This is a genomic window from Gordonia aurantiaca (assembly GCF_039939235.1).
GTDB lineage: Bacteria > Actinomycetota > Actinomycetes > Mycobacteriales > Mycobacteriaceae > Gordonia.
On the sequence record NZ_JBDUUF010000001.1, the window covers coordinates 214174 to 239719 of the forward strand.

Consider the following 25546-nt stretch of genomic DNA (forward strand, 5'->3'; position numbering starts at 1 on the left):
GATGACCATGCTCCCACCGGAACCGCGGGGACCGAACTCCGGTCGCCGCGACGCAACCGCCCCGATCATGGGCGAGACCGGCGGTCTTCTCGGCGAGACCGACGCCACCGCCGCGCCCATCGCCCGCCGCCGTCGTGGCCGCGCCGTCATCCTCGCCAAGCGCTATGCGCGCAGCCGGTCCGCGCTCCTCGGACTCGGGATCTTCGTCCTGCTGGTGGTCTTCGCCGTGTGCGGCGGTCTCTTCACCGGCTACTCCTACACCGACGCCGACTTCCTCGCGATCGGGTTCCCGCCCGGATCCGAGGGGGTCGACGGCATCCACTGGTTCGGCACCAACGACGCCGGCAACGACCTGTACGCCCAGGTGGTGCACGGCCTCCAGCGATCGCTGACGATCGCGGTCCTGGTGTCGGTGGGCACCACCGTGATCGCCGCGCTCCTCGGCGGATTCGCCGCCTACTTCGGCGGCTGGGTACAGCGCATCGTGCTCGGCGTGGTCTACCTGTTGCTCGTCGTGCCGACCTTCCTCATCCTCGCCCTGGTCTCCAACAGCACCGGGGGAGACTGGCGCTGGCTGATCGTCGTGCTCGTCGCGTTCGGCTGGATGATGCTGGCGCGCGTCATCCATTCGCTGGCGCTGTCGGTCCGGGAACGCGCCTATGTGGCCGCCGCCCGCTACATGGGCGTCGCGCCGCTGACGATCATCGTCCGCCACATCCTCCCGAACATCGCCTCGTTGCTGGTGATCAACTTCGCGCTCGGGATCGTGACGACCGTGCTCACCGAAACCGGGCTCTCCTTCCTGGGATTCGGAGTCAAGATCCCCGACGTCACCCTGGGCTCGCTCCTGCAGGCGGGTGCCGGGACCCTCGCTGCGTCGCCGTGGCTGTTCTGGTTCCCGGCGGCGGTGCTGTCGTTGCTCACGGTGTCGATGGCGCTCGTCGCCGACGGACTGCGCGACGCCTTCGATCCGACGTCGGGCGGAGGAGGTGTCCGCCGGTGACCGTCGTCCACGAACCCGTCCCCGAGACGACCGGTACCGTGCTGCAGGTCCGGGATCTGCGCGTCGACCTCCGCAGCGAGGCGGGAACGGTGCACGCCGTCCGCGGGCTCGACCTCGATCTCGCGCCCGGACGCACCACCGCGATCGTCGGCGAATCCGGATCGGGGAAATCGGTCTCGGCCCTTGCCATCCTGGGCCTCCTTCCGGACACCGCGCACGTCGGCGGATCGGTGACGCTGCGCGGCCGGGAGCTGACCGGGTTGAACGACAAGGAGATGTCTGCGGTCCGCGGGTCGCAGATCTCGATGATCTTCCAGGACCCGTTGTCGTCGCTGACCCCGGTGTTCACCGTCGGCGCACAGATCTCCGAGGCGTTGCGCGCACACCGGTCGATCAGCGCAAGGCAGGCCTGGGCGCGGTCGGTGGAGCTGCTCGACCTCGTCGGGATCGGCGATCCGCAGCGGCGCGCCAAGGCCTTTCCGCACGAGCTGTCCGGCGGGATGCGACAGCGCGTGATGATCGCGATGGCCATCGCCAACGATCCCGCGGTGATCATCGCCGACGAGCCGACGACCGCCCTCGACGTGACGATCCAGGCGCAGATCCTCGACCTCCTCGGCACCGCGCGGCGCGAGACCGGCGCCGCGATGCTGCTGATCACCCACGACCTCGGCGTCGTCGCCGGCCACGCCGACGACGTCGTCGTGATGTATGCGGGGCGTGCGGTCGAAACCGCCGACGTGGACACCCTGTTCGCGCGACCGAGGATGCCGTACACGATCGGGCTGCTGGGCGCCGTGCCGCGGGTCGACCGCCGCACCCATGCGCTGGTGCCGATCCCCGGCTCGCCGCCCGCGTCGATCGACCTGCGGGACGAATGCCAGTTCGCGCCGAGGTGTCCCGTCGCAGTCGACGGGTGCCGCCGGGGCGAACCCGCACTCGCCGATGTCGCGACGCCGACAGGGGAGGCCGTCGCTCACCGGGCAGCATGCATCCGGGCGTCGGAGATCGACGCCGACGGACGACTCGGCGGCGCGCCGGTCTTCGAGGTCCCGGACGCCGCCGAGCCGGCCCCCACCGTCGAACGCGCGCTCAGGCCGACGGTGCTCGAGGTGACGGGCCTGACCAAGACCTTCCCGCTGACCAGCGGGCTCCTGCGACGCCGTGTCGGCACCGTCCGCGCGGTCAACGGCATCGGCTTCGACCTCCGGCACGGCGAAACCCTCGCGCTCGTCGGCGAATCCGGTAGCGGCAAGACGACGACGCTGCTCGAGATCATGGACTTCGCCCAACCCGCCGGTGCCGTCCGCATCGGCGGCGTCGATCCCGCAGACGTTCCGCGACGCGCGGCGAAGGCGCTCCGGCGCAAGGTCTCCATGGTCTTCCAGGATCCGTCCGAGGCGCTCGACCCGCGGTTCACCGCCTTCGATCTCATCGCCGAACCACTTCGTGCGCTGGGGGAGTCGAAGTCGATCACCGAGACGAAGGTGACCGAACTGATGCTGCGCGTCGGACTCGATCCGGTCCACGCCGACCGGTTCCCGTCCGCCTTCTCCGGTGGGCAACGGCAGCGACTCGCGATCGCACGTGCGCTGGCCACCGAACCCGACCTGGTCATCCTCGACGAACCGCTGTCGGCGCTCGACGTCTCGGTGCAGGCCGAGATCGTCAACCTGATCCGCCGCCTGCAGTCCGACGGCGACGTCGCCTATCTCGTGGTGGCGCACGATCTCTCGGTGGTACGGCACATGGCCGACCGGGTCGCGGTGATGTACCTGGGGTCGATCGTGGAGACCGGCCCCACCGAGCAGGTGTTCACCGATCCGAGGCATCCCTACACCCGGGCGCTGCTGTCGGCGGTCCCCGTCCCCGATCCGCAGGCCGAGCGCGCACGGCGACCGATCATCCTGCTCGGCGAACAGCCCGGCGCCACCGAGGAGATCGTCGGATGCGGCTTCGCCGGCCGCTGTCCGTTGCACGCGCTGCTCGACGACGATCGCCGGGAACGCTGCCGGACCACGGCGCCCCCGTTGGGGCCGGCCGGGAGGGAACCGGGTCATCGAGCCGCATGCCACTTCACGGAGGTGGAGTGGTGAGGCGCCGCCGGGGTCTGGTCGTCACCGTGCTCGGTGCGGTGATCCTGGTGACGGCGGCGGTGACCGGATGCGGGGCGGCGGTCGACACCGGCGCCGTGACGACGGAGGGGGCCTCGCTCAATCCGCAACCGCGTGAGAACATCCGGGACGGCGGTACCCTCACCACCGCGACCCCGGAGGTGAGCGCGCAGTGGAACACCTTCCACGCCGATGCCTCCGCCTACACTCTCGGCCTGTGGCGCTGGTACAACCCGCAACTCGCCTACTTCTCACCGGAGGGCGAGTACTCCCCGAACCCCGACTACGTCACCGACGTGCGCAAGGAGATCGTCGAAGGCGACACCGTCGTCACCTACCGACTCAGTCCGAGGGCGTACTTCAACGACGGCACGCCCATCGACCACCGGGCGTTCGTCACCACGTGGCAGACCAACCGGGGAGTCGACGAGCGGTTCATCGCCAGTTCCACCGACGGGTACCGGCAGATCGAGTCGGTGACCCGGGGCGTGGACGACCGCGAGGTGGTCGTCCGGTTCGACGGCACCTACGCCTGGCCGGACGGGCTGTTCAACAGCGTCCTGCACCCGCGGGTCGCCGACCCGGAGGTGTACAACGAGGGCTACATCCGCACCCCGCATCCGGAGTGGGGCGCCGGTCCGTACACGATCGCGTCATATGACGCCGACCAGGGCGTCGTCGTGTTCGAACGGAATCCGAAGTGGTGGGGCGACCGTGGCAAACTCGACCGGCGGGTGTTCCGCCAGATGGAGTCGCAGGCGGCCCTGAACGCCTTCCAGAACGGCGAGCTCGACGCCACCGGCGTCGCCGCCAAGGACGCCCGGGCCCGGGTCCTCACCATGAACGGCATCGACATCCGCACCGCGGCGTCCCCGCAGCAGGCGCTGTTGGTGCTCAACCTCGACGCGCCTATCCTCTCCGACCGGTCCGTGCGGGAGGCCGTGCTGTCCGCCATCGACCGGGACACGCTGGCCCGCATCCGATTCACTGGTCTCAACTACGCGGAAGAGCTACCGGGGTCGTTGTCGCTGTACCCGTTCCAGCCCGGCTACTCCGACAACCTCGCCGCGGTCCTGTCCTACGACCCGGCCAAGGCGGAGCGGCTCCTCGAGCGGGCCGGGTGGGTCACGGGTGACGACGGCATCCGCCGCAAGAACGGCAGGCGACTGTCCCTCGAGATGCCGAACACCGGCGACGACACCACCGGCCTCAATCTCTCGCGGGCGTTGCAGGCGATCCTGAAGAAGGTCGGCGTCGACCTCGTCGTGCGGCAACGCCCGTCGTCGGACTTCTCGCAGATCGTCATCAACAAGGAGTTCGACGTCTTCATGATGGGGTTCTCGTCGAGCGACCCCTACGGCATGGCCTACTTCTGCCAGGTCTGGTGCAGCGGTTCGCAACTCAACCCCGCCGGGGCGGGGTATCCCGAACTCGACGCGAAGATCGCGGAGATGGCGCGGATCGGCGATCCGGACGAGCAGATCCGGGTCGGCAACGAACTCGAGCGTGAGGCCTTCGCCCAGTTCTCGAACCTGCCGCTGTTCAACGGCCCGTCGATGGTCGCGGTGAAGGAAGGTCTCGCGAACTACGGTGCGGGACAGTTCTACGTCGGGCCCATCGAGGACATCGGATGGGAGAAGTGACCTCCGCTGCGCGAAGAGCCGAAGAGCGTGCGGCGAAGCATGATCAGAGGACCTGATCCCCGACGCGCCACAATGGGTTCACCGGTCCGTGGCCGCCGCCGAGCGGATACGCCGCGGCGAGTCCCCGGGTGACCCACTTCTTGGCGAACCCCACCGCGTCCGGCACCGGATACCCGTGCGCCAGAGCACAGGCGATCGCAGCGGCGAGGGTGTCCCCGGCACCGTGGTCGTGCGGGGTGACGATGCGCTCGTGGGTGAGTTCGATGAACTCCGAACCGTCGTAGAGCAGGTCGGGCGACCGGTCGCTCGACCGCAGGTGACCGCCCTTCACCAGTGCCCACGCGGGACCGAGGTCCTTCAGGGCCTTCGCCGCCTCGCGCTGGGTGTCGGCGTCCACGACGTCGATACCGGTGATCAGACGCACCTCGTCCAGGTTGGGGGTCACCACGGTCGCGAGAGGGAACAGGTTGTCGCGCAACGTGTCCAGGGCCGAATCGGCGAGCAGCTGGTTGCCGTGCATGGACGCGCACACGGGATCGACGACCAGCGGGGTGCCGGTGTCCCCGCCGATCCCGCTCTCCCGACACTGCGCGACCACCGCATCGATGATCGGCGCCGAGGCCAGCATGCCGGTCTTCGCCGCGGAGATCCCGATGTCCTCGGTGACGCAGCGGATCTGCGCGGCGACGGTGGCCGGTTCGATCTCCTGGAACCCGCTGACCCCCAGCGAGTTCTGTACCGTCACCGCGGTGACGGCGACACATCCGTGCAGGCCGAGCAAGGCGAAGGTGCGCAGATCGGCCTGGATGCCCGCGCCGCCACCGGAATCCGATCCGGCGATGGTCATCACCCGCACCGGCGTCGATCCCGGTGCGGCGACCGGCAGCAACTGGAATCCGTCGGTCACGCACGTCCTCCCGAGGTGGACTCGGCCGACACGGCCTCGAGCGGCACGTACACCCGCTTGCCGGCACGTGCGAATTCCGCGGACTTCTCTGCCATCCCCTCGGCCATCCTCCGTTCGATGTCCTCGGCGGTGGCGAGCCCGTTCTCCTCGGCGTACGCGCGGACGTCGGCGGAGATCCGCATCGAGCAGAACCTGGGGCCGCACATCGAGCAGAAGTGCGCCGTCTTCGCCGGTTCGGCGGGTAGCGTCTCGTCGTGGTACTCACGCGCGGTGTCCGGATCGAGGGCGAGGTTGAACTGGTCGATCCAGCGGAATTCGAAGCGTGCCTTGCTCAATGCGTCGTCGCGAGCCCGGGCTCGCGGATGACCCTTGGCGAGGTCGGCGGAGTGGGCGGCGATCTTGTAGGTGATCACACCGACCTTCACGTCGTCGCGGTTCGGCAGTCCGAGGTGCTCCTTCGGGGTGACGTAGCAGAGCATCGCGGTGCCGGCCTGCGCGATCATCGCCGCGCCGATGGCGGAGGTGATGTGGTCGTAGGCCGGCGCGATGTCGGTGGCGAGCGGGCCGAGCGTGTAGAACGGCGCCTCCTCGCACAGCTCCTCCTCGAGGCGCACGTTCTCCGCGATCTTGTGCATCGGCACGTGTCCCGGCCCCTCGATCATCACCTGCACGTCATGGGATTTGGCGATCCTCGTCAGTTCGCCCAGGGTGCGCAGCTCGGCGAACTGCGCCTCGTCGTTGGCGTCGGCGATCGACCCGGGACGAAGGCCGTCGCCGAGCGAGAAGGTGATGTCGTAGCGCCGGAAGATCTCGCAGAGCTCCTCGAAGTGCGTGTACAGGAACGACTCCTGATGATGCGCGAGGCACCAGGCGGCCATGATCGAGCCGCCGCGCGACACGATGCCGGTGACCCGGCGTGCGGTCAGCGGCACGTAGCGCAACAGGACGCCGGCGTGCACGGTCATGTAATCGACACCCTGCTCGGCCTGTTCGATGACGGTGTCGCGGTAGATCTCCCAGGTCAGGGCGGTCGGGTCGCCGTCGACCTTCTCGAGCGCCTGATAGATCGGCACCGTGCCGACGGGCACCGGCGAGTTCCGGAGAATCCACTCGCGGGTGGTGTGGATGTCGGCGCCGGTGGACAGGTCCATGACGGTGTCGGCGCCCCATCGGGTCGCCCACACCATCTTCTCGACCTCGTCGGCGATCGAGCTGCGGACCGCCGAATTCCCGATGTTCGCATTGACTTTCACCGCGAACCGCCTGCCGATGATCATCGGCTCGGACTCGGGGTGCCGATGGTTGGCCGGGATCACCGCACGGCCGGCGGCCACCTCGGACCGCACGAGCTCTTCGTCGACGCCCTCGCGGGCGGCGACGAACCGCATCTCGTCGGTGATGATGCCCGCACGGGCCCACGCGAGCTGGGTGCTCGCGCCGTTCACCGGTTCGGGCCGGTTCCAGCCGTCGCGGACCGGCGCCAGCCCGCGCTCGACGTCGATGTCGGCGTCGGGATCGGTGTATGGGCCCGACGTGTCGTAGACGTCGAGATGTTCGCCGTTGGTGAGATGGATGCGACGCACCGGGACGCGCAGATGGTCGACCGTGAGGTACTGCTTGGTGCTGCCCTCGATCGGACCGGTGGTCAGCTCCGAGGTGGTGGGTGTGGTGGATACACGTGTGCCCATGATGATCTCCCTACGCCGGCATTACCCGGACAGGTTCGAGCGGTCGGCGACCGCCTGTCGCCATCTCAGCCCTCGGTGATCGTGAGAGCCCCCGCGGTATGTGGTTGTGCTGTTGCGCACGCCACCTTACATCCGGGCCGGGACCCTCGTCAGCCCCCGTCCGGGCAGAAAGGCCCTCGGCAGTTACGGAACCGTAAGGTAGTGTGTGACCGGAGTCACACGGGTCGTGCGTCGAGCAGCGGCGGAATTCCCGGCCCGCGGGGGATGTGACCCGCGTGAGTGACCAGAAGGGAGCGCAGGTGCGACGCAAGTTCCGGCATCGTCCGCCGCAGTCTGCGAGATCGATCCTGCAGCAGATAGCGCAGGTCGTGCACAATCCGGCCCGTGAACGCTTCGAGTTGTGGGTCGCCGGTGACCTGGTGGGCGTGATCGGGTACTCGATCGACATGGTCGACGGGAAGAAGACCATCACCGTGCTGCACACGGTGCTCTACGACGAGTACAGCGGCCACGGCCTCGGCACGCGGCTGACGCGGACGATCATCCACTTCGCCCGCGAACAGAACGCCCGGCTGCGGCCGGTGTGCTCGTTCACCAAGCACTACCTCGACCGTCACCCGGGTGTCGTCGAACTCGCGCCGGTGTGATCAGTCCGCGAGCAACCGCTCCCGCAGCACATTCTTGTCGATCTTGCCCACGGCGGTGACCGGCAGGTTCGGCACCACCCGCACGTCGTCGGGCAGCTTGAACGCCGCGAGGCCTCGGTCGCGCAGGAAGGTGCGGAGCTCGGCCGTCTCGAGGGGGGCGGCCGGCGGGTGCTCGTGGGAGAGGACGACCGCGGCGCAGATCTTCTCGCCGAGCGCCTCGTCGGGGAGCCCGACGACGGCGACCTGGCGGACCGAGGGGTGTGCGAGGAGGTTCTCCTCGACGTCGTCGGCGGCCACGTTCTCGCCGGCGCGGACGATGGTGTCCTTGATGCGCCCGGTCACCTCGAGGTGCCCCGACGGCAGTCGCGTGACCTTGTCGCCGGACCGGTAGAAGCCGTCGGGGGTGAAGGACTTCTCGTTGTGGGCGTCGGCCCGGTAATAGCCGCGGATCGTGTACGGCCCGCGGACGAGCAGTTCGCCCTCCGTGCCGTCGGGCACGTCGTTCCCGTCCTCGTCGACGACGCGCACCTCGTCGAACTCCGACATCGGCGAGCCCTGCACCTCGTGGACCAGTTCGCGCGGCTCGTCGGGTCGGGTGTAGCAGACGAGTCCCTCGGCCATGCCGAACACCTGCTGGACGATGTCGCCGAGCGCCTCGTCGAGGGCCTCGGCGTCGGGTCGGGCGAGCTTGGCGCCGCCCACCTGCAGCAGGCGCAGCGACCCCACGTCCGCGGGTTCCCACTCGGTCGCCGCGCACCACAACTGGGCGAGCGCGGGTACCAGTGCGGTCGCCGTGACGCCGTGACGCTCGATGAGGCCGAAGGTGTTGTCGGGGCTCGGGTTGTCGGTGAACACGACGTGCCCGCCGACGGCGAAGGTGCCCAGGATGCCGGGGCAGCACAGCGGGAAGTTGTGTGCCGCGGGCAGCGACACCAGGTAGGTGTCGTCGGCGGTCAACCTCGCCGCCTGCGCCGACAGCCGGGCGTTGAGGTCGTAGTCGTTGTGGGTGCGCGCGATCAGCTTCGGCAGGCCGGTGGTGCCGCCGGAGATCAGGAACAGCGCGGGCAGTTCGGGATCCGGGGCCGCCGGCAGCCTCACGGAGGCCGGGTCGGCGTCCGGGACGGGCAGGAACGGGCCCGGGTCGCCGGAGACGAAGACCCGCTCGACACCCGGCACGCGCGTGCGCAGTTCGGTCGCCAGGTCGCGGTGGTCGAAGCCGCGGCGCCCGTCCTCGGTGATGTAGGCGACCGCGCCGGAACCCCCGGCGAGATGGGCGATCTCGGTGATCCGGTGGGCGGGGAGGGTCATCACGGGCACGACGCCCGCGCGCAGCAGGCCGACGAGGTTCAGGGCGAACTCGAGGGAGTTGTTCTGCTGCAGGACGACGCGCTGACCCGGGCGCAGTCCGGCGTCGACGAAGCCGGCCGCGCGGCGCAGGGTCGCATCGCGGAACGCGGCATAGGTCAGCGTGCGCGGCCCGTCGATCGAGGCGTCGGTGACGGCCGGGGCGTCGGGGGTGCGTGCGGTGGTCTGGTCGAGGCCCGCGTACAGCGGCAGGTCCCGGAACAGCCCGGCCTCGCGGTAGCGCCGCGCCTGGGCGTCCGCATACGGGGTGAAGCCGTCGAGCAGGTCGGTCACGTCGTCGAGATGCGTCGGCATGCGTCCCATTCAAACACAGGCAGGATAGGGTAACCTTACTGGCCGATCGAGTTCATGCGAGCCCCGCCGTCGACTAGGCCTCGGGTGTTTGTTTAGGCTGCCCTAATACTGCGCGAGTAGCGCTTCGATCACGGGTGCCCCGCACCACGACCCGGAGGATGAGGACATGTCGCTGACAACCGACTCGCGCGTCGCCGACCTTCGCGTCGAGGACGGCACCGGTGTTGCGGGCGTGGACGCCCGGTCGGTGCCGGCGGCCCCGCTCGCGGACGCCGACGCCGCGCGGATCGCGGCTGCCTGGGCGGCGTCCGGTGAGTTCGGCGAATACGTCGTCTACGAACGGGGCCGGCGCTGGATTCTGGCCGCCGGGGTTCGCTCGCGGATCGTGGTCACGCGTGACGAGATCGTCGTCGACGATCGGGGCCACCGCACGGCGATGGCCTGGCAGGGCGACCCGGCCGACGCGCTCGCCGCTGCGACCGCCTCGCTGTCGGTGGACGAGTGGAACCTCTACGGCTGGGTGGGTTTCGACTTCTGCGCCCCCTACCACGGCATCTTCGACCGCGTCCCGGAGAACACGGTGCTGGCCCATCTCGTCGTCCCCGAGTTCGAGGCGTTCGTCGACGCGGACGGTGTCGACACCGGCGCCGCGGACGCCGAGCTGTCGCGCCGTCTCGTCGAGATCGCCTCCACCGCGCGGCTTCCGGTCGAGTCACGCCCGGTCCACGTGCGCACTGACGCCGACGACTACCGCGGTCGCGTGGCCGCCGCGGTCGCCGAGATCGCCGAAGGTCGCTATCAGAAGGTCATCCTGTCGCGCGCCGTCGACATCCCGTTTGCGGTCGACATCCCCGCGACCTACGCCCGGGGCCGCGCCGACAACACCCCCGCGCGCTCGTTCCTGTTCTCCCTCGGCGACCTCGCCGCCGCCGGTTTCAGCCCCGAGCTGGTCGTCGCGGTGCAGGCCGACCGTACCGTGGTGGCCGAACCGCTGGCGGGCACAAGGGCTTTCGGGATATCGGCGGAGGAGGACGCGGCCGCCCGCGCCGAACTGCTCGGCGATGCCAAGGAGGTCGCCGAGCACGCCATGTCGGTGCGCGCCTGCTACGGCGAGATCGCCGCCATCGCCGTCCCCGGCACCGCTGCGGTCGGCCCCTTCATGGAGGTCCGCGAGCGGGGCAGCGTCCAGCATCTCGCCTCGACCGTCAAGGGCACCCTCGCCGACCACGAGAACCCCTGGCGCGCACTCGAGGTCGTGTTCCCCTCGATCACCGCGTCGGGCATCCCGAAGACGCCCGCGGTGGAGGCCATCGACCGCCTCGAATCCCGACGCCGCGGCCCCTACTCCGGCGCGGTCCTCGTCGCGTCGTCGACCGGTGAACTCGAGGCGACCCTCGCGCTGCGCACCGTCTTCTCGTCCGGCGGCCGGGCCTGGCTGCGGGCCGGCGCCGGCATCGTCGCCCAATCCACCCCCGAGCGCGAGTTCGAGGAGACCTGCGAGAAGCTCGGCAGCGTGGCGCCCTACGTGATCCCGCGCTGACACCGCGCTCGGCCGAGCCTCGCACGAGAACCCCCAACCGAGAAGAAGATTCAGGAGACACACCATATGTCCGACCACATCACCGAAGCCCTGCGCGGCATCCTCGAGGAGGATCTGGATCTCGCGCTGGGCGACGTCACCCGCGAGTCGAGGCTGATCGACGACCTCGGACTGGACTCGGTGGCGTTCGCCATCGGTGTGGTGGCCATCGAGGAACGCCTCGGGGTCAAGCTCTCCGAAAAGGAGCTCTTCGAGTCGAAGACCGTCGGCGACCTCGAGGACCTGATCCGCGCGAAGGCCGGCACGACCGCCTGACCGGTACACCATCCAGCGCGAAAGGGACTGCGAGAGAGAATGAGTGCGGACAACGGGGTTCAGACCTACGCCGAACTGCTCGACGCGGCTTTCGACGAGAAGGTCACCGAGTGGACCGAACAGGCCGAGGAGACCGGGCGATTCCCGCGACCGTTGCTGGAACATCTGGGCGCGGCGGGGGTTTTCGCGCGCAAGTGGGAAGGGCGCAAGCAGACCGACCTGCATGACCACTTCGCCCTCGGCCGGCACCTCGGCTGCCTGGGTTCGGCGGCCATCGGAGTCGGTGTGAGCCTGCACGACTCGGGGATCGCGATCCTGCGCCGCTTCGGTCGCAACGACTACCTCAGCGACCTCGCCGAGCGGGCCATCGCCACCGACGCCGTGCTCTGCATCGCCGCGTCGGAGGAGCAGGGTGGTTCCGACCTGCAGAACTCCGAGACCCGCATCCATCCCGAGAACGGTGGTTACCGTGTCGTCGGAGCCAAGAAGTTCGTCTCGCTCTCGCCGATCGCCGACCACGTCTTCGTCGTCTGCCGTGGTGTCGAGGACGGGCCGGACGCCGGCGGCAACGTCGCGTTGGCGGTGGTCCCGATGGACCGGGTCGAGGTCGGCGAACCGTACGAGAAGCTCGGCGCCGGGCCGCTCGACACCGCGCCGATCGCCATCGACACCTGGATCCCGGCGGAGGCGCTCGTAGCCCGCCCCGGCACCGGGCTGGCCGTGATCAGCTGGGGACTCGCGCACGAACGCCTGTCGGTCCCGGCGCAGATCGTCGCGGCCTGTGACGTGATGCTCGGGGTCACCCTGGCCCGCATGATGGACCGCACCCAGTTCGGCAAGAAGCTGTACGACCACCAGGCGCTGCGGCTGCGCATCGCCGACCTGCAGGCGCGTGTCGACGTCCTGCGCTACGCCCTCGACGGGGTCGCCGCCGAGGGCAGGATCAACCTCCGCACCGCCGCCGCGCTCAAGGCATCCGCGGCGAATCTCGGGGAAGAGGTTGCCTCGGAGTGCCTGCACATCTTCGGTGGCGTCGGCTACCTGGAGACCCACACCCCGATCGGGCGCTGGTGGCGCGACATGAAGCTCGCGCGCGTCGGCGGCGGCACCGACGAGGTGCTGTGGGAGCTCGTCGCCGCCGCGATGAAACCCGACAACGAGCGCTACCAAACGCTCTTCACCGTTACCGGCAACCCGACGTCCTGAGCGTCCCGAGAATCCAGGCGGTCCCACACTGATGAACAGCCCTGTCGCCACCCCGGCGGACCCGCGCGTGACCGAGCTCGCGCCGCCGGATCACACCTACCTGCACATGGACACCGACAGCGCGCCCATGCACTGGTCGATGATCTTGGAGCTCGACGTCGCCGACGGACTGCTCGACCTCGACGACGTGCGGAGCCGGGTACGCGACCGCGGCCGGCTGTTCGACATCTTCCGCATGGGGGTCCGTAACGGCCGGTGGCGCAGGCCGGAGGTCGTGCTCGCCGACGAGTCGTGGGATCCGGGCGAGCACGTCTCCGAGATCGTCGTCGCCGACCGCTCGGATCTGCGCCGGCGCGTGTCCGCGCTGCTCGAAACCCCGCTGCCGCGTCCGCGCCCGTTCTGGGCCATCACCGTCCTCACGCCGGCGCCCGGCGCCGAGGCGGTCGGCCAGTGGGTGTTGCTCCGGGTGCACCACAGCATCTCCGACGGCATTGCCGGGGCCGCGTTCGCGGCGCTGCTCGCCGACGGCGAGCCCGACGAGCTCGCGGAGTTCGAGCGGTTCGCCACCAGCCCGCGGTTCCGTATCAGCGGCATCGACCCGGAGAAGCTGAAGGAGGCCAAGGCCGCGTTCAACGACCAGCACGCGGCCGGCGGCGGGAAGAAGCGCGCCTGGCCGAGTCTGACGAAGTCGGGGCGCCGGGACCACGCGCTGTTCAGCACGTCGACGCGCACGCTGCGCAAGGCGGCGAAGGCCAACGGCGCGAGCGTCCACGAGTTCGTGCTCGGCGCGATCGGTCGTGCCCTCAGCATCGACCCGCCGGCGACGCCGCAGGCCGACGTCCTGCGCGTCACCCTCCCGGTCACGCTCGACGAAGAGTTCCGGCACACCGGCAACGCGGTGTCGGTCGCGTTGCTCAACCTGCCGGGCAACGAGGCCGACCTCGCCAAGCAGATCGACCGTGCGCGTGGGGAATTGAAGACGATCGCCGAACGACGCCCCGAGTTGTACCTGGCCGCGGCCGACGACCTGCCGCGCGCACCTCTGTGGGGGCTGCAGCGCGCCATCGTCAACGCCTCGATGGCACACATGCACCCCGACATCCACATCGGGGTCAACCCGGGCTTCTCCCGGGTGCGCTCGGTGCTGGGCAAGCCGATGGCGTCGCTGACGCCGCTGTCCCCGCTGGCCGGGTACTCGTTCTCGGTGACCGTGCTGATCCTCGGCACCACGACGACTTTCGGCATCGTCACCGACGCGCAGGCGCTGCCCGGGTATGCGGAGAGGTTCGTGGCGAGGTTCGGTGAGGTGCTCAACGAGGCCCTGCCCTCGTTCTGAAACCGAGGCGAGGTTAGGCTTCCCTAGTAACGCTGGTGAGTATCGCGAGCGACCGACCGCTCGGGCATTCGCGCCGCTGCTCGAACAACGGGCGACCGTCATCACCGGCAGGGACGACACGCGACACAAGAGAACACACGGAGAAACACATGCAGAACGATGTCGACTACCAGGCCCCGGAGGGGTACGTGGCCGAGTCCCACGAACCCGACGCCGCCTCGGAGAAGCGCTCGGGTGGGATCAGCATCCCGACCGTGCTGGCATCGGCAGGTGTGGCGGCGGTGATCTCCGCGATCATCGTCACCATCGGCGTCGTCGGCCTGGTGGCCCTGGACGACGACAACTCGTCGTCGGCGCAGCCGACCGTCGTCAACCTCGGTTCTGCGCAGACCCCGCAGCAGCAGGCCCTCGTGGGTGCTGCCGGCCAGCAGCCCGCCCCGGCCGCGGGCGCCCCGGCGGCGGCTGCTCCCGCCCCGGCCGGTGAGGTCGTCCCGGAGAGCGGTGGCGCGGCCGGCGGTGCCCCGGGTGTCGCAGCGGCTCCCGCCCCGGCCGCCCCGGCCGCTCCGGTGGCGCCGGCGACCAATGCGGCCCCGCAGCAACAGCAGGCCGCGGCCGCGCCGACCGCGCTCACCCCCGGCCAGCTCAACACCAAGGTCAAGACGGTGATGAACGCGCGCAACAGCCGTGCCGCACGTGCCGCCGAACTCGAGGGCGGCGAGCGTGCGCTGCGCCAGCTCGATGCGGTCTCGCAGGCGCTGACCCAGTACGGCAACGTCGGGTTCAGCTACCAGATGGTCGGTCCGGTCCAGGTCAGCGGTAACACCATGAACGCGCCGCTGCAGATCAGCGTCGTCGGTCGCGGTACACAGAACCGCACCCTGACCTGGGTGTGGTCCGGCGACAAGTGGAAGCTGTCGAACAAGAGCGTGTGTCTCATCGCCAGTTTCGTCCTGCTGCCCTGCTCGCTCTGACGCCCATCGACCTCCTGGAGATCTGACGTGACCTCACGACTTCGTCTCGGTGCGCTCCTCGCGGGTGTGCTCATGTTCGCCGGTCTGCTGGCCGGATGCTCGGGTTCGGACGACTCGTCGGGCGGTTCGGTGCAGTTGAACCTGCCCGACGGCCGTTCGGTGACCATCCCGGAGACCCCCAAGCGCATCGTCACGCTGGGCGACCAGTGGACCGACGTGGCGCTGTCATTCGGCGTCACCCCGGTCGGCTACTACGACTACTCCAAGTCGGCCACCGGTGAGCTGCAGCCGTGGTACGGCCAGAAGCTGAAGGACTCGACCTTCGTCGACCCGACCAAGGGTGACGACGCGACCACCATCGCAAAGCTCGACCCGGATCTGATCTTCGCGCCCGGATTCGCTTCGAACAGCCCGGAATTCGAGAAGATCGCCAAGCTCGCGCCGACGATCAACTCGATCAGCGGCCAGGAGATCGACCCCTGGCAGGACATGGTCACGGTGATGGGCACGGTCCTGCACCAGCCGGAGAAGGCAGAGGAGATCATCGAGACCACCAACGGCAAGATCACGGCGATCTCCGAGGAGTTCCCGGGTCTCGCGGGCAAGACCTACGCGCTGGCCTTCATGTACGGCAACGACCAGCTGTCGGTGCTGGGTGACCCCAACGACGGTGCGGCCAAGCTGTTCTCGGAGCTGAAGATGACCATGGCGCCGAAGCTCGTCGCCGAGTACCAGCGCAGCGGCAACCCCCGCTTCGGGCTGAGCACCGAGAACATCCCGATGCTCGACGCCGACGTGCTCGTCGTCGCGACCGCCACCCCGCAGCAGGCCGAGACACTGCGAGGCCTGCCGGGGTACAAGAACCTCGAGTCCGTCAAGGACGGCGCGGTCGCGTTCCTGACCCAGTCGCAGATCACGGGTCTCAACGCGCCGTCGCCGAATTCGATCCCGTACGTGCTGGACCTGTTGAAGCCGGCGTTCGGGTCGGCGACCGCCTGAGTCCGCCGACCGCGCGAAGGCCCGCCCTGCCCGTGCAGGGCGGGCCTTCGCGATCGGATGCGCGGTCGGCCGAAGTGAGGAGCGTGTGTCCCGACTCGCCGGATGAGTTGCGGGGCGCGGGTTCTCATCGCGAGGGGGCGGTGGGGCGCACCATCGCCGCCGGCGCCGTCCAGCGGTGGATCCCGCCTCGGGCAGGCAGAATCGCTCCGGGCACGACAGCCCGGCCCGCACTCGGCGGACCGGGCTGTGAAGGCCGCGGTGCGGACGCCTACTCGGCGACCACGTCGTCGGCGTCGTCGACGCCGAACTGGGTGAACGCGGTGTCCTTCGGCAGGCGGTACACCTCGCGGCCCATGACCGTGTTGAGGATGCGCGCGTTGCGCACCGCGCCGATGTCGAGGTTCGGCGCCGAGACGCCGATCGCGTGCTCCTCGGCGTTGACCATGAACAGCCGGTTGGTCAGCGTCGGCTCCGTCTCCACCTGGTGTTGCGGTCCGAAGACGTAGCGCCCCCTCGAATCACGGTGCAGCAGCGGCTCGATCGGCGCGAGGAACGGGGTTTCGCGACGGGAGTAGCCGGTGCAGGCGACGACCAGGTCGGTCGTGTGGGCGAGGGCACTGCCGGTGTCGAGGTGGCGTGCCCGGACACGGAGTCTCCCGTCGGGCAGGGTGTCGACGCCCTCGACCGCGGTGGAGATGCGCAACTGCACCGGGTTCAGCTTCTCGGCGAACTGGCGGCGGTACAACAGCTCGTGGACCCGGGCGAGCGTGTCGGCGGAGACGCCCTTGTGGAATTGCCAGTGCTGCGGCCGGATTCGGTCGCGGGTCTCCTCGGGGAGACCCTGGAAGTAATCCATGTAGGCCGGCGTGGTCATCTCCAGCGACAGCTTGGTGAAGTCCAGCGGCGCGAACCACGGCGTGCGCGTCCACCATCGGACAGCGGGACCGCCGTGATAGTTGGCCTCGAGCAGATCGGCGACGATCTCGGCGCCCGACTGACCCGAGCCGATCACGGTCACCGAGTCGGCGGCGTGCGCCCGCTCCTGGTGGTACAGGTACTCCGAGCTGTGAATGACGTCGGGCGAGTCGGTCTTCAGCGCCTCCGGCACGTACGGCTCGGTGCCGACGCCGACGACGACGTGACGGGCGATCACCGTGGACTCGACGCCGTTGGTCACCATGGTGACGCGGAAGGCGTCGACGTCCGGCTCCCAGTCCACTTCGGTCACGGTGGTGCCCCACCGCAGCGAGTCGAGGCGGCGGACGCACCACAGCAGGTAGTCCTCGTATTCGAGACGACTCGGGAAGAAGTTCTCTCGCACCATGAACCGGTACAACCGATCGGTGTCGGCCAGGTAGTTCAGGAACGACAGCGGATGCGTCGGGTCGACCAGCGTCACCAGATCCGACAGGAACCACACCTGCAGGCTCGCGTCCGGGAACATGAGCCCCGGGTGCCACCGGAACTCGTCCCGTGGGTCGACGACGAGCACCTCGCAGTCATCGACCGTCGACGCCAGGGCGGCGAGCCCCATGTTGAACGGGCCGCAACCGATCGCGAGTACGTCTACCTTCTCTTGCCGGGTCATTCGGATACCCTCACCATCTTCTCGCTCTGCGTGCCGGTGCCCTCGGATTCGACTTCCAGTGCGACGCGCAGGATCTCGTCGAAGAGCTCGTCGATGTCGCGCTCCGTGGCGTCGGGATTGAGAAGCGTCAGCTTCAGGCAGGTCTGGGGTTCCTCCACGCCGGGGAGGAGTACCTGGGTCCGGCCGATCAGCGCCTTGCCGTCGCAGATGAGGCGGCGGCGCAGCTCGCCGTTGACGGCGTCGAGATCGGCGCAGCGGTATCGGAACACGACGGTGGTCAGCGTGACCGGGGCGACGAGTTCCAGTTGGAGCTCGGTGGCGATGCGGTGCTCGGCGTAGACCGCGAGGTCGTTGCACCTCTCGAGCATCTCGCCGAGGGCGCGGCGCCCGTAGGCCATCAGGGTCGCGGCGACCTTCAGCACGTCGGGTCGCCGGGTGGTCTGCAGGGTCTGGCCGAGAAGTCCGCTGAAACCGGCCTCGACGTCGTCATCGGGATTGAGGTAGGCGACCGAACGGTTCAACGAGACGAACCGGCTCGCGTCGGCGAGCAGCATCAGGCTCGCGGCCGCCGGCTGCCAGCCGACCTTGTGCAGGTCGAGGGTCACCGAGTCGCCGCGCTCGATGCCGGTGAGTAGCCCGCGGAGACGGTCGGAGAACAGCGATCCGAAACCGTAGGCTGCGTCGACATGCAGCCAGATCCCGTGGCGTTCGGCGATGTCGGCGATCTCCGGCAGCGGGTCGACGGTGCCGAAGTCGGTGGTGCCGGCGGTGGCGACGATGGCCAGCGGGGTCGCGTCGCCGGCCTGGTGGATCGCGGTCTCGAGGGCTTCCGGGACCATGCGGTGATGCGAGTCGACCTCGACCGGGATGACCGCGGACTCACCGAGACCCAGTGCGGCACATGCTCGATGAACCGAGAAGTGCGCCACGCGCGAACAGAGGACGACCGGGCGATCCAGTGCGGCGACACCGTCCCTGCGGACGTCGACGCCGATCCGGGAGGCGGTGTGGTCGCGGGCGATCATGAGCGCCAACAGATTCGAGATGGAGCCGCCGGGGGAGAACACGCCGCCCGACTGCGGTCCGAAACCGGCCATCCGGGCCAGCGATTGCACGGTCCAGGTCTCCAGCGCCAGGGTGGCCGGGCCCGAGTCGTAGGTGTCCAGGGACGCATTGGTGGCGCTGGCCAGTGCATCGGCGGCGACCGCCACCGACAGCGGGGCCGGTTGCAGGTGGGCTGCGGTGAGCGGGTGGGTGAGGTCCAGTCCGTACTCCGCCACGAGTCGGGCCATGCGGCGCAGCGCCTCGGACTCGCCGATGCCGGTCTCCGGGATGCCCCCGGCGCCGATGGCCTCGGTGACCGCGGAGAGCACCGCCACCGGGTCGCCGCCGGGGAGCGGTGCCCCGTGATGGTGCTCGGCGACCGCATGCGCGGCCTCGGCCAGTCCGCGCCCCACCTCGGCCCAGCCGGTCCCGGGCCGGGCGAAGCGTGAGGTCCGGGTTGCGGACGTGCGGTTCTCGGTCACTGAGTCTCCCCCTGTGCGGACACGTGCGGCGGAATCTGATGCGGTGTTGCGGAGATCGGCTCCGGCGGGATGCAGGGCGTTCATCTGCCGCCCCGGCTCTCGAGTCCGGCGACGAGTTCGGACACGGTGGAGTCGAGTGAGTGCGGGACGAGGTCGACGAGACCGGTCAGGACCGCCGTGGCCCGCTCGGCGACCCGGGCGGGGACGACACCCGGCTGGTGGTCGACCTCGACGTGGGTGGCCTCGTCGTCGGTCTCGAACGCGATCGACAGCGGATAGTTGGCGATGCCGTTGAACACCGATCGGCAGGTGACCGGCGCGTTCGCCGGCCGCGGGATGCCGCGCAGCGGCGCCGGACGGACCGAGGCCATGATCTCCATGACCGGGAACCGGCCGCCGGCCTGGCGGATCGCGGTGAGGATGGGCCCGAAGTCCGTGCTCGAGTGCTCCATCGCCCGGTAGATGACCGAACCCGCGTCGCGCAGGGCCTGGGCGACGGTGGCATCCGGGTCGACGCGGAAACGCATCGGGATGATGTTGCCGCAGTAGCCGACCCGATCCGGTGCCTGTGAGCGTTTGCGGTTGTCGGCGGGAACCACCAGCACGTGGTCCGTCGAACCGGTGAGTGCATGGGTGGCCAGCGAGCAGATGGCGATGAGCAGAGCGTTCGGGGTTGCACCCACGGTCTGCGCGGTGCGCTGCAGCGCGGTGAGGGAGTCGTCGGCGACCGGGGCGGAGACCTTCACGCCCGCGCGGTCGTCCATCGGGGACGACCAGCTGTCGGTGGGACTCTCGGCGGGCAGCTCACCCGAGATCGGGTAGCGGATGCCCGGGGCGCCCCAGGTGTCCAGGGCGTGGCGCACGGCGGCCTCGGCGGCCGCGGCGGCGGTGGGCTCGTCCGGATCGGCCGGGCGGACGTCGACTCCGGTGTCGCCGGGCCAGGCACCCGAGACGAGCGTGCCGAGCAGCGGGGGCCACGACGTGTCGTCGACCGCGAGGTGGTGCACGACCAGGACCATCGCCACCCCGCCGTCTCGGCCCGAGACCCGCAGCCGCAGTGGTGTTTCGGCATACAGGTCGAACGGGGTGCGGGTCAGCTCGGTGGCGGCGTCGTCGACATCGGCGGCCCCGTCGGAGAGTGCGGGGGTGGGCTCGAAACCCCAGGTCCACACCGAGTGCGCGGGATTCCAGCGGCCTCGGCAGGTCACCGCCTTCCGGTGGGGGACGCCGTCGGTGTCGACCGCGATGACCGATCGCAGGATCTCGAAGCGCTCCACGAGCAGTTCCGCGGCCGCGACCACGGAGTCGACGGTCCGGTCCCCGCCGAACTCGAGGACGAGTCCGATGTTGTGGGACAACGACTTCGGGTCGAGCTCGTAGATCTTCCACATGCGGCGTTCGGCGACGCCGAGGTCTCCGAAGGCGGCCGGGGACGCGGTCGAGGACTCCGTGCGTCCGGGTGTGGTCGAAGCGGCCTCGGCTCGCTCTAGCCGTCGGCGCAGCAGCGTGAGTCGCGCGTCGGTCAGGACTGTCACGAATCCTCCTGGGTGGAACGGGAAGTCGGAATGGCCGAGGCCCCGGTGGCGGCGGTCGGCGAGGTGGCCCGACCGCGCAGGACGTCCCAGTCGCGTTCCACCGGGACCAGTCGCCCGGCCGCCCAGTCGGCGGCCTGGTCCTGGAAGTGGTCGGACCGGGGGTCGCCGGACGCACCCAGCGGCACGATCCAGCTGCTCGCGGACGGGTCGGACAGGTCCCAGACGTAGCGGGCCGCCGACCCGGTGATGCACACGTGCGTGCCCACGGCGGACGCGTTCGCGAAGACGCACTCGGCGTCGCCGGCAAGCGGTAGCGGTGTCGGGCGCAGCCTCGCGAACAGGTCGGGATGCCGTGGCGAGGCACCGACCAGGTCGAAACCGTGGATCGGGGCCGGCACGTGGACCCTTCCCCATTCGGGTGCGCCGCCGAGCGTCTCGACCCGGGCGACGACCGCGTCGAGCGCCGAGGTTGCCACCGCTTCGATATCGATGCCGATGCGGGCGGAGTTCTCGATGACCGACGTGATGGCGGTGGCCAGGCGCGGTTCGGGGGCGAACCACGGCTGGAACACCGCCGGGAAGCCGTGTGGCGTGCGCAGCGGCGCGAGTGCGTCGCTCGCCGCGACACCGAGGACCAGTCGGCTGCGGAACTCGGCGAACAGGAAGGCGTCCGTGCTGTCGGCGGCCATGCTGCGGTCCCAGGCGAGGATGCGCCGCCGGATGTCCTCGGCGGCCGGCGTGTTGCCGACGATGCGGGCCAGCAGGTCTTGCACGACCTCGGCCTGTTCGAGCCGGACGTCGCGGTGGATGTCGGCGCAGTCGGCGGGGCTCACCGAGGACAGCCCGTCCAGCCGCGCGGTGATCCGCGAGGCCCGGAAGTGCTCCACGCATTCGGTGGACATCGGCTGCAGCGCCGGGACGTCGGCGATGCGTTGGTTGGCGGTCACCGTGACACCGCCGTCGGCGAGCGTCGCGTCGAAGCCCGGTTCACGCAGTGTTCCGGGCTCGTACCCGCGCCACCGGTAGTGCTCGTCCCAACCCGGCACGGGCAGCCAGTGGTTCTCCGGGGCGCGCACCGGGACCCGGCCGGCCACGTGGGTGGCGACGGTGCCGTCGGCGTGCGCGATCACCGCTCGGTTGACCGGCTCCACCCAGGCGGTCAGTGCCGCCTCGACGTCGGCGACGCTGCGGGCGAAGAGCAGGTCGAGCGGGGCGTCGAAGGTCACCTCCTCCGACAGCAGCGGCGACCGCAGGCTCATCGCGAACGGTGCGTCGGGGCCGCCGAAGACGACCGCCCCGTTGGGGGTCGTGATGACCTGAACGGCAACGGGTTCGGCGTCGCGGACGGAGATCGACTCGGTGCGCACCCGCGCCGGGATGCGATCGCCGCCGGGCACCTCGACGAGCAGCGTTCCCGAATCGTCGCGGGTCAGCCGCTCGACGTAGAGGTCCTGGTAGTCGGCCATGGCATTGGTGATGCCCCAGGCGATCTCGGGTCCCTGTGCGAAGTGGGGCACACCGGGGACGCCGGCGAACGCGAAGCCCAGCATGTCGAACGACGACGACGGATCGGTCGAGGCAAGGTGGAACTGCTGGTAGATCCCGGGCAGTTCGAGGAAGCGATGTGGATCGCCGGCGACGATCGGCGAGCCGGTGCTGCTGCGCCCGGCCGAGACACCCCAGGCGTTGCTGCCCGACATCGGGTCGCCGAGGTCGACGGTCTCCCCGGTCGCGGGTGCTCCGGCCGGGTCGGTGAGCGCGAGGATCTCGTCGAGGAACGCCTGGTCGGGCATCGCGGGCACCGTCGGGTCGTCGGCGCTGTTCTCGAAGGCCCAGAACGCCAACGCATCCAGGCCGAGGAACCGGCAGGCATGCAACCGGAACAGCTTCGTCGTGAACCGGCCGAACAGCACGTGGTGCATGATGAACACCGAGACCGGGGTCCACGGCTGCCACGGCCGGGGCGTATGGTCCAGCGCCTCGAGTTCGAGTGCCTCGGGGTGGGTTGCGCCGTCTGCGTTCCCGAACTCCGCAAGGGTGCTGTTCACGCCGTCGGCGTAGGCCCGCAGCAGCCGCCGGGTGCGCTCGGACGACGCGTCGTGGATTCGCTTGGCGGCGGCATCGAGTTCCGCGCGGCGCGCGAACACATCCCACTCGACGCACGACGCCCCGAACACCTCGGCGGTGCGGCCCTCGGCCCGCAGCCGCATCCATTCGATCTGCCAGCGACGATCCTGTGCGCAGGCACGTCCTTGCCCGTAGATCGCGCCCTCGGGGGTGGACGCCAGGACGTGCGGGATGCCGTGCGCGTCGCGGAGGATCTCGACGGACTGTGCGGCGGTGCGGGTCTCGTAGGTGAGGGCGGCGGTCGGTTCGGTGGTGCTCATACCGGTCACCGTCCCTTCCGGCCGGCGACGGGGTTGACGAGCATGTGCCCGGCGTCGATCAGCGACGCGTACGAGTCCTCGATGTCGACCATCCGCTTGTTGTTCCGCAGCTGCAGGCCGTTCATGTGGACGGCCGCGAACTCCGGCGCGAACAGATCCCAGCGGGCGAGGTTGTCCGCGAGTTCCGGGTGGGCGTCGACGAACTCGTGCAGGCTCTCGGCGACCAGATCCCAGAAGTCCCCGTCGGAGACCAGGCCGTGGGTGTGCAGGATCGCCGCGAGCGGACGCAGGAAGTCGTCGAAGATGTCCGACAGCACCCCGAGGTTGCGGATCTCGTCCGGCTCGGTGGTCAGCACGCGGGAACAGTTCTCCGGGAAGCCCTCCGGATTGCCGAAGACCGATACCTCCTCGCCGATGTCCTTGAGGATCGCGCGGACCGGAAGGCCGTCGTCGAGAATGAGGATCAGGTTCTCGCCGTGCGGGGAGAACTTGAGCTCATGGCGGTAGAGCAGGTAGGCGACCGGGTGCAGGTAGGTGCGCAGGTACCGCCGGATCCATTCCGTGGCAGGGATTCCGGATCGCTCGATGAACGCCCCGACGAGCGCGTCCCCATGGTGGTCGACGTGGAGCAGCGAGGCCATGGTCGCGAGGTGCTCGCCGCCCCGGAGCAGCGGCACCGGGCTCTGCCGCCACAGCGCGGAGAGGATCTTGCGGAACTCCGACCCCGGCTGGGTTATCGGGTCGAAGGTGGGACTGCGGTAGCCGATCGCGGCGACCTCGTAGATCATCTCGAAGCCGATCGCCGCGAGGTACGGGTCGTCGGCGACGCGGGTGCGCACCCAGTCGTTGATCAGCGGGGTCGTGCGCATGTAGTCGGCCGACATCCCGCGGGTGAAGCCCATGTTGACGATCGACAGCGCGGTCTTCACGTAGTGGCGCGTGGGGTTCGACGCGTTGAACATGGTGCGGATGGACTGCTGTGCCTGATAGAGATCCGGGCTCGACCCGACCCGGACGATGCGGCCGGCGGCGATGTCCGCCGAGTACAGCTTGCGGACCTTCTCGTCCCACTGCCACGGATGCGCCGGAAGGTAGCGGTAATCCTGCGGATCACATCCGGATTCGCGCAACACGGCGTCGAACCCGGAGAGCGTCTCGACGCCGAGTTCGTCGACGAGCATGGCGTCGTAGTCGACGCCGCCGACGGTGGCGACCTCGCAGTCCTCGCGGCGCGCGGCCACCCAGACGAGTCGGAACGGGTTGCCCACCTCCGGGGCGTACCGGTCGACGTCGGTCGCGCTGAAACCCAGCCGGCCGGCGTTGGCGACGATGCACGGGTGGCCCTCGGTCATCGTCTTCTCGATGGTCTGGAAGTCGGCGTACGCGAGATCGCGTGCGCTGATGCGCCGTTCGTCGGGCCGATCCGCGGACAGCGCGAGGGTGTTGACGAATTCCTCGAGGTACTCCGGCAGCGCCTGCGGTCCGATGCCGAGCATCGGCGCGAGGTCGACGACGAGCGCGACCGCGTCGATCGGCAGCTCCGCGCCGTCCCGCACACGACGCAGCGAGGACTCGTCGATCGCCCAGTTCTCCAGCGAGAGCACCTCGGCGCGGAACCGGTACTCGGTGCGGCCGTCGGCGGAGGTCACGACGTAGGCGCCGGGCGATGTCTCGACCGGCGCAAGGGCCCGCTCGTGCGAGAACTCCGCGAGGATCTTGCGGGCGATCCGGTCGTGGTAGGTCTGCCGGTACGAGAACGTCGGACGCGAAGCGGCGCCGCGATCCCGGTCGGTCGCGGTCCGCATGGGGCGCAGGTCGGGGACGGTCAAGCGATCACGCCCCCAGATCCGTCACCTCGACGGCGCCGACCGCGGTGCCGCCGTCGGTGACCCGGAGGAAATCTTCACGCGTGCAATAGCTCAGGTGGGCGATCTTGTCGCCGACCGGGTAGTCGCCGTCGACGCGGAATCCCACGCTCGCGTTGAGACGGTGGACGGCCTTGTTGCGCACGTCCGGTTCGACCACCACGCGCCGTGCCCCGACCTCGAGGATCGCGGTCCGCATGATGTGCAGCATGACCGCGCCCGTGAAGCCGGGCAGGGCCTGCTCGCTGTGTGCGACCAGCAGGTGCATGCCGATGTCGCCGTCGCGGTGTACGTAACCACTTGCGGGATCGGCGAGTTCGCTGGTCAACGGGTTGTACAACTCGAACATGAACTGCGGGACCCCGTCGTGGTAGCCCAGACGCAGTCCGTACGGCGTACCCGCGGTCGCCTCCGCGGTGTCGCGGATCAGCTTCTCCACGTCGGCCAGGGAGCTGTCGAGCATGTCCCAGAACCTGGCCTTGGGGTGCGTGAGCCACCCGTGGAGCGTGGGGGCGTGCGCCACGTCGTCGAGTCTGACCGAGCGCAGCTCGTAGGTGGAAGCGGGAGAACTGGTCATGGTGCCTTTGCTGTCATGTGGTGGTTCGCGCGGAGGAGCA

General features: G+C 69.6%; 19 protein-coding genes and 1 riboswitch. Of the genes, 10 read left to right on the forward strand and 9 right to left on the reverse strand.

Features of this window, described 5'->3' with window-relative positions; all coding sequences use genetic code 11:
* Position 1 precedes the first annotated feature (1 nt).
* Genes ABFT43_RS00960 through ABFT43_RS00970 form a run of 3 tightly spaced genes read left to right on the forward strand, consistent with a single transcriptional unit; the run spans position 2 to position 4760 of the window.
* Positions 2-1003 carry an ABC transporter permease gene (locus ABFT43_RS00960; RefSeq protein WP_347958538.1) on the forward strand — a complete coding sequence of 334 codons (1002 nt, stop codon included), beginning with the start codon at positions 2-4 and terminating at the stop codon, positions 1001-1003.
* Entirely contained in the window at positions 1000-3099 is a 2100-nt protein-coding gene (locus tag ABFT43_RS00965; RefSeq protein WP_347958539.1) for an ABC transporter ATP-binding protein, read from the forward strand. Before ABFT43_RS00960 ends, ABFT43_RS00965 begins: the two co-directional genes overlap by 4 nt.
* Positions 3072-4760: an ABC transporter family substrate-binding protein gene (locus ABFT43_RS00970; protein WP_347958540.1), complete on the forward strand. Its 1689-nt coding sequence runs from the start codon at positions 3072-3074 to the stop codon at positions 4758-4760. The genes ABFT43_RS00965 and ABFT43_RS00970 overlap by 28 nt, the downstream gene beginning before the upstream one ends.
* 43 nt (positions 4761-4803) lie before the next feature.
* Here the strand turns inward: ABFT43_RS00970 and thiD are convergent, their stop codons facing one another.
* Both thiD and thiC read right to left on the reverse strand, forming a co-directional pair.
* The gene (gene thiD / locus ABFT43_RS00975) at positions 4804-5667 is read right to left on the reverse strand and encodes a bifunctional hydroxymethylpyrimidine kinase/phosphomethylpyrimidine kinase (protein WP_347958541.1); all 864 of its coding nucleotides are present in this window, start codon (positions 5665-5667) and stop codon (positions 4804-4806) included.
* Entirely contained in the window at positions 5664-7355 is a 1692-nt protein-coding gene (thiC, locus tag ABFT43_RS00980; RefSeq protein ID WP_347958542.1) for a phosphomethylpyrimidine synthase ThiC, read from the reverse strand. The genes thiD and thiC overlap by 4 nt, the downstream gene beginning before the upstream one ends.
* Positions 7346-7460, reverse strand: a riboswitch (TPP riboswitch). (Overlaps the previous gene by 10 nt.)
* 194 nt (positions 7461-7654) lie before the next feature.
* On the opposite strand from thiC, the gene ABFT43_RS00985 reads away from it, so the two are divergent.
* Positions 7655-8002, forward strand: coding sequence for a GNAT family N-acetyltransferase (locus ABFT43_RS00985; protein ID WP_347959236.1), 348 nt, complete (start codon positions 7655-7657; stop codon positions 8000-8002).
* On the opposite strand, the gene ABFT43_RS00990 is transcribed toward ABFT43_RS00985, so the two are convergent.
* Positions 8003-9661, reverse strand: a complete 1659-nt coding sequence (locus ABFT43_RS00990; RefSeq protein ID WP_347958543.1) for a (2,3-dihydroxybenzoyl)adenylate synthase — start codon at positions 9659-9661, stop codon at positions 8003-8005.
* 166 nt (positions 9662-9827) lie between these two features.
* Between ABFT43_RS00990 and ABFT43_RS00995 the strand changes: the two genes are divergently transcribed.
* From ABFT43_RS00995 to ABFT43_RS01020, 6 genes are all read left to right on the forward strand, one after another.
* Positions 9828-11201, forward strand: a complete 1374-nt coding sequence (locus ABFT43_RS00995) for a salicylate synthase (RefSeq protein ID WP_347958544.1) — start codon at positions 9828-9830, stop codon at positions 11199-11201.
* Positions 11202-11267: 66 nt separating this feature from the next.
* Positions 11268-11516: an acyl carrier protein gene (locus tag ABFT43_RS01000; RefSeq protein ID WP_347958545.1), complete on the forward strand. Its 249-nt coding sequence runs from the start codon at positions 11268-11270 to the stop codon at positions 11514-11516.
* Positions 11517-11555: 39 nt separating this feature from the next.
* On the forward strand, positions 11556-12722 hold the full coding sequence (locus tag ABFT43_RS01005; protein ID WP_347958546.1) for an acyl-CoA dehydrogenase family protein: 1167 nt from the start codon (positions 11556-11558) through the stop codon (positions 12720-12722).
* A 31-nt stretch (positions 12723-12753) separates the two neighbouring features.
* The gene (locus ABFT43_RS01010) at positions 12754-14058 is read left to right on the forward strand and encodes a wax ester/triacylglycerol synthase domain-containing protein (RefSeq protein ID WP_347958547.1); all 1305 of its coding nucleotides are present in this window, start codon (positions 12754-12756) and stop codon (positions 14056-14058) included.
* A gap of 149 nt (positions 14059-14207) precedes the next feature.
* Entirely contained in the window at positions 14208-15029 is an 822-nt protein-coding gene (locus tag ABFT43_RS01015; protein ID WP_347958548.1) for a hypothetical protein, read from the forward strand.
* A 27-nt stretch (positions 15030-15056) separates the two neighbouring features.
* Positions 15057-16028, forward strand: a complete 972-nt coding sequence (locus ABFT43_RS01020; protein WP_347958549.1) for an ABC transporter substrate-binding protein — start codon at positions 15057-15059, stop codon at positions 16026-16028.
* Between the two features lie 268 nt (positions 16029-16296).
* On the opposite strand, the gene ABFT43_RS01025 is transcribed toward ABFT43_RS01020, so the two are convergent.
* From ABFT43_RS01025 to ABFT43_RS01050, 6 genes are all read right to left on the reverse strand, one after another.
* Entirely contained in the window at positions 16297-17616 is a 1320-nt protein-coding gene (locus tag ABFT43_RS01025; RefSeq protein WP_347958550.1) for a lysine N(6)-hydroxylase/L-ornithine N(5)-oxygenase family protein, read from the reverse strand.
* Complete coding sequence (locus tag ABFT43_RS01030; protein ID WP_347958551.1) at positions 17613-19142, reverse strand: pyridoxal phosphate-dependent decarboxylase family protein; 1530 nt, start codon at positions 19140-19142, stop codon at positions 17613-17615. Before ABFT43_RS01030 ends, ABFT43_RS01025 begins: the two co-directional genes overlap by 4 nt.
* Before the next feature lie 80 nt (positions 19143-19222).
* Positions 19223-20677, reverse strand: a complete 1455-nt coding sequence (locus tag ABFT43_RS01035; RefSeq protein ID WP_347958552.1) for a condensation domain-containing protein — start codon at positions 20675-20677, stop codon at positions 19223-19225.
* Positions 20674-23064: a penicillin acylase family protein gene (locus ABFT43_RS01040; protein WP_347958553.1), complete on the reverse strand. Its 2391-nt coding sequence runs from the start codon at positions 23062-23064 to the stop codon at positions 20674-20676. The genes ABFT43_RS01035 and ABFT43_RS01040 overlap by 4 nt, the downstream gene beginning before the upstream one ends.
* 5 nt (positions 23065-23069) lie before the next feature.
* Positions 23070-24869: an IucA/IucC family protein gene (locus tag ABFT43_RS01045; protein WP_347959237.1), complete on the reverse strand. Its 1800-nt coding sequence runs from the start codon at positions 24867-24869 to the stop codon at positions 23070-23072.
* 28 nt (positions 24870-24897) lie between these two features.
* Entirely contained in the window at positions 24898-25506 is a 609-nt protein-coding gene (locus tag ABFT43_RS01050; RefSeq protein ID WP_347958554.1) for a GNAT family N-acetyltransferase, read from the reverse strand.
* Between the last annotated feature and the right edge of the window lie 40 nt (positions 25507-25546).